The organism is Neisseria sp. P0009.S007 (genome assembly GCF_051962515.1).
In genome coordinates, this window is record NZ_JBQCVF010000038.1 from 1 (window position 1) to 5,717 (window position 5,717).

General features: G+C 49.7%; 3 protein-coding genes. All 3 read right to left on the reverse strand.

Annotation, left to right across the window (positions count from 1 at the left end):
- A partial coding sequence (locus ACTHS3_RS05415) for a glycogen/starch/alpha-glucan phosphorylase (protein ID WP_440367323.1) occupies positions 1-2,354 on the reverse strand: 2,354 nt, incomplete at its 3' end.
- 314 nt (positions 2,355-2,668) lie between these two features.
- Positions 2,669-4,654 (reverse strand): glycogen debranching protein GlgX, encoded by a 1,986-nt coding sequence (gene glgX / locus ACTHS3_RS05420; RefSeq protein ID WP_440367325.1) that lies wholly within the window; start codon positions 4,652-4,654, stop codon positions 2,669-2,671.
- Positions 4,655-4,799: 145 nt separating this feature from the next.
- Positions 4,800-5,717, reverse strand: a 918-nt coding sequence (locus ACTHS3_RS05425) for an alpha amylase C-terminal domain-containing protein (protein ID WP_440367327.1), incomplete at its 5' end; no start/stop codon positions are given.

Here is a 5,717-nt window from a genome sequence, read left to right on the forward strand (position 1 = left end):
CGCCATGCGGATACGTTGCGGTAGTGTTCGTCCGCTTTGTATTGCGTGTCGATGTAGCTGCGGAAATCGGCCATCAGTTGATAGAAGTCGCCGTATGGTTGCAACACGTCGTTGTAGCGGTTTGGCTCTTCCGGAGAGAAAGTGCCTTGGCTGATTTGGTTGACGACGCGGCGCAGGTCGCTGTCTCGCTCGATATAGCTCAACGGGTCGTAACCGTTGCGGCGGATTTCTTCGACTTGTTCTACGGTGTTACCGAAGATATAGCAGTTGTCCGCACCGACTTTTTCCAAAATCTCAACGTTCGCGCCGTCCAGTGTACCCATACAGATTGCGCCGTTGAGGGCAAATTTCATGTTGCTGGTACCGGATGCTTCTGTACCTGCCAGTGAGATTTGTTCGTGCAAATCGGCGGCAGGAATGATGATTTGGGCGAGGCTGACGCTGTAATTCGGGATGTAAACGACTTTAATCAGGTCACGGATACGGGTGTCGTTGTTGATGACTTTGGCAACGTCGTTAATCAGTCGGATGATTTTCTTCGCCATGTAATAGGCGGAAGCGGCTTTACCGGCAAAGATGAACACACGCGGCTGCCAATCGAAATCCGGGTTTTCCAGGATTTTGTTGTAACGGTCGACGATGTGCATCACGTTCAATGCTTGACGTTTGTACTCGTGGATACGTTTGATTTGGATGTCGAAAAGTGCATCGGTATTAACTTTGATACCCAGCTCGGTTTCGATGTATTTGGCAAGACGCTCTTTGGCGGCTTTTTTCACTTCGCCGAATTCTGCCTGTACGGAGGCATCGTCCACTTTGTCGTTGAGCTTGGTCAGGTTGTCCAAATGCAGACGCCAGTCTTCGTCGCCCAGATGTTTGTCCAAGAATTTGGTCAGGCCCGGGTTGGCGATGTTGATCCAGCGGCGCGGGGTGACGCCGTTGGTTACGTTGGTAAAGCGTTCTGGGAACACTTTGGCAAAGTCGGCAAAGATGGATGTGGTCATCAAATCGGAGTGGATTTTTGCCACGCCGTTGACTTTGTGCGAACCGATCACGGCAAGCCATGCCATGCGAACGCGACGGCCGTGGGTTTCGTCAATGATGGATACGCGGCGGACAAAGTCGTCGTCGAAGTTACCGATGGCACGCAAGGCATTGAGGAAGTAGGCGTTGATTTCAAAGATGATATCCAAGTGGCGCGGCAGCAGACGGCCCATCAGGTCAACCTGCCAAGTTTCCAAGGCTTCGCTCATCAATGTGTGGTTGGTGTAAGAGAAAATCTTACAGCACATATTCCATGCTTCAGTCCATGCAATGCCCTCTTCGTCAATCAGGATACGCATCAATTCTGGAATAGCGAGTACCGGATGGGTGTCGTTCAAGTGGATGGCGACTTCGTCCGCCAAAGTGCGGATACTTGGGAAACGGCATTTGTGGCGGGCAACGATGTCTTGAACGGAAGCGGAAACCAAGAAGTATTCTTGTTTCAAGCGCAATTCGCGGCCGGAATCGGTAGAGTCGTTCGGATACAGAACGCGTGAGATGTTTTCGTCGCTGTTTTGTGCGCGAACGGCAGAGGCATAGTCGCCTCGGTTGAAGTCGGCAAGGTCGAACAGGTTGCCTGCGTGTGCAGTCCACAAACGCAATGGGTTGGCACATTCGCCGCCATAGCCCGGAATGATTTCATCGTATGCCCAAGCAGAAATTTCTTCGCTTGGCTGCCATTCTTTTTTGTCGCCCAAGTTCAACACTTGACCACCGAAACGGACGGAATATTGTTTGTTCGGACGGGCAAACTGCCATGCCAAATCTTGGTCGAGCCACAAATCAGGTTTTTCAACTTGTTGGCCATCCACGATTTCTTGTTTGAACATACCGTATTGGTAACGGATGCCGTAGCCCATGGCCGGAATGCGCAGGGTTGCCAAAGAGTCGAGGAAGCAGGCGGCCAGACGGCCCAAACCGCCGTTACCCAAACCCGGATCTTCTTCTTGTTCGCAGACATCGGCAAATTCTTTGCCCAGTTGCTTAAAGGCTTCTTCAAATTCGGCGTAAACGCCTTCGTTAATCAGCGCGTTGACAAACGAACGGCCGAGCAGGAATTCCATAGACAGGTAATAAACCATGCGTTTGCTGTTATCAATGTGGGCGCGGCGTGTTTTGAGGAAATCTTCCGCAATCAGGTCACGCGCGGCAAGCATGGCGGCGTTGAGCCATTGGTGTGAAGTTGCCTCCTTCGGATCTACGCCCAAGATGAAAATCAGCTTGTAAACGATGGATTTACGGATGGTTTCGGCGTCCGGTTTAGGCATTACATAATCGTAACCGGAGATGGGGAGTTTTTTCTTAGCCATGGAAGCCTTTCTCTAGCGTGAGGCACTGGACAACGCGCCTGATGGTTTTATTAAAAACAACGAAACTCGGTTTTCAGACGGCCTGACAACGGCAACAGGCCGTCTGAAAGGAATGGTGCGTAGATTTGTTACAAACCAAGGAGATTATAGCGGAAAGATTCAAAAAAAGGATATATTTTTCTTTATAAAACATTTAATTAACAATTAAACCATTCATCATCTTATTGGCATTTTCAATTTATACCACTAAGCTACAAATCAGAAAATACTGACAAAATATCAAAGAGTTAATCAACCAATAGTTTAATTCTCATTTAATTTGTTTTATGTAAAATCCAAATCCCCATATGCTCAACAACACATTTCCCAGCCTCTTCGTAATTAAATTTCTCAGATGGTACGCAAGAAATTTCCCAATTGCCTTGAGGCAGGTTAAATAACTGACGACTACGTTTGGCATTGACCAACAGCAGCCATTCATCGTCCAAAACAACCTGAATCGCCTTACTGCCCCTGTTGTGCCAACAATATTCGGTCATCGGGCTGCTATCGGCATTGAGCCATTGCACACGCTCTTTTTCCCACCAGCAATCATCTGTCAGCAGCTTGATTTGGCTGCGTACGCGTATTAGCGCTTGAGTGTAATTTTGTAACTCATGAGGCTCATTTTGCCAATCCAACCATGTAATCGGATTATCTTGGCAGTAGCTGTTGTTGTTGCCTTGCTGACTGTTGCCGAACTCATCGCCCGCCAAAAGCATGGGCGTACCGTTGGATAAAAACAAGGAGGCAAGCAGCGCTTTGGAGGTGTATTCGCGGTTGAGCAAAACCTCTTCATCATCGGTTTCGCCTTCTACGCCGTGGTTGTAGCTGATGTTTTCATTATGCCCGTCGCGGTTGTTTTCGCCGTTGGCTTCGTTGTGTTTTTCGTTATAGCTGACCAAATCGCGCAGAGTGAAGCCGTCGTGTGCAGTGATGAAGTTAATGCTGGCGGACGGGTGGCGGCCGCTGTGGTTGAAAATATCGGACGACCCGGCCAAGCGTTCGGCAAATGCGCCCAAATTGCCGCTTTCCCATGACCAAAACGCGCGCATGTCATCGCGGAAACGGCCGTTCCATTCGGCAAAAGGTTGCGGGAAATTGCCCAAGTGATAGCCGCCCTCGCCGATGTCCCATGCTTCGACAATCAGCTTCAAACCGGCCAACACAGGATCTTGATACAGGACTTGGAAAAAACGGCCGTACGATTGGAAATCGGGTTCACGTCCCAATACGGTTCCTAAATCGAAACGAAAGCCGTCGATATGAAACTCTTCAGCCCAATAGCGCAGGCTGTCTGCCGCCCAACGGGTAACGTCGCACCGGACAATATTGAGCGTATTGCCGCAACCCGACCAGTTTTCATAATTGCCGTAAGGGGTGTGCCAATACCATAACGTGTTGTCGATACCGCGCTGACACAGCATCGGGCCTTTGTCGTCCTGCTCGGCCGTATGGTTGTACACGACATCCAAAATCACTTCCAAACCTGCCTGATGCAGGGCTTTGACCGCTTGTTTAAATTCCGCCGCCGCACGTTCGGGATTGTCGGCATAAGACGGCTCGACGGCAAAATGGGAATAAGTGTTGTAGCCCCAATAATTGCTCAAGCCCATCTGCTGAAGATGGTATTCATCCAGATGATAATGAATCGGCAGCAGCTCGACCGTCGTTACCCCCAATTCTTGCAAATAGGCTAAAACCCGTTTATCGCACAAGGCTTTATAAGTGCCTGCGTACTTCAAATCGGGGAATTGCTTGGTCAACCCTTTGACATGGGCTTCATAAATAACGGTTTTGCCCCACGGTATTTCCGGACGGCAATCTTTGGCCCAATTAAATCGGCTGCGTCCGACCACGACGCTTTTCGGCGCAACGGCGGCATTGTCGCGTTCATCTTCCGGCCTGAACCATGCCATTTCTTCGGCGGTACGGTAGCTTGGTTTGCCGTCAATTTTTTTGGAATACGGGTCAATCAGCAATTTGTTGGGATTAAAACATGAGCCGTATTCTGCGTTTTCACGTCCATACACGCGAAAACCGTATCGCTGCCCCGCCTTAACGTCCGGCACAAATCCGTAAAATACCGAACCGCGCCGCGAAGGCATCTCCAAACGGGTTTCTTTATCCTTATCAAACAGACACAATTCGACCTTTTCGGCATTGATGGAAAACAAAGTAAAATTTGCACCCTTACTTGTCAGGGTCGTGCCCATAGGATAAGGCTTGCCTTCCTCGATATGCCATGATTTGGCAGACATAGAATGATTCCTTGGTATGTATTTGGTTTCGTGTCCAATATAAGGCCGTCTGAAAATCTTTCAGACGGCCTTGAGTCATATTGATATCACTATCTTTTAATTTTCAGCTGATTGGGCAGGCATAATGCCCACCCTCAAAGTTGATTTACGCTTCTTCTTTGACTGCCGCCTGATACAGGTACACGGTTGCCAACGGCGGTACGGTAACAGACAAGGAATTTGGTTTGCCATGCGACCAAACTTCTTCTGTCTCCACCGTTGCGCCGGCAGAAACGCCGCTACCTTTGTAATGCAGGTCGTCTGAATTGAGGATTTCGCGGTATTCGCCGGCAGAGTTCACGCCGAAACGGTAGCCTTCGCGTACTACTGGCGTGAAGTTGCTAATAACGATAACGCGGTTGCCTTCGCGGTCGCGTCGCTCGAAAACGAATACGGAATTGTCGCCGTCATCTGCAACCAGCCACTCAAAGCCTTCAGGCCATTGGTCTAATTGGTAAAGCGGCGCAGTGTCTTTATAGACATGGTTCAACTCGCGCACAAAGTCTTGCACGCCTTTGTGCCAGCCGCCCTCTTGCTCCAGCAGGAACCAATCCAGTCCTTCGTTGTAGTTCCACTCGCGACCTTGTGCAAACTCGCTGCCCATAAACAAAAGTTTTTTGCCGGGGAAGCCGTACATAAAGCCGTAGTAGGCGCGCAGGTTGGCAAATTGTTGCCAGCAGTCGCCGGGCATCCGTCCGAGCAGCGAGCGTTTGCCGTGCACGACTTCATCGTGTGAAAGTGGCAGGACGAAGTTTTCGCTGTACTGGTACATCATGCCGAAGGTCATTTTGTTGTGGTGATATTTGCGGTTGATGGGGTCTTCCATCATGTAACGCAAGGTATCGTTCATCCAGCCCATATTCCATTTGAAGCTGAAGTTCAAACCTTCTTGACGGGTTACATTGGCGAATGAAGTAGACTCTTCAGCAATTTCAGTCGCAGCCGGAACTTCCTCTTTCAACATGGTGTTGGTATCGCGCAGGAAAGCGATGGCTTCAAGGTTTTCATGGCCGCCGTATTGGTT

What these genes read in the sequence shown, in the direction of transcription:
- glgX (WP_440367325.1), bottom strand. Translation starts at nt 4,654, where the DNA reads ATGTCTGCCAAATCATGGCATATCGAGGAAGGCAAGCCTTATCCTATG.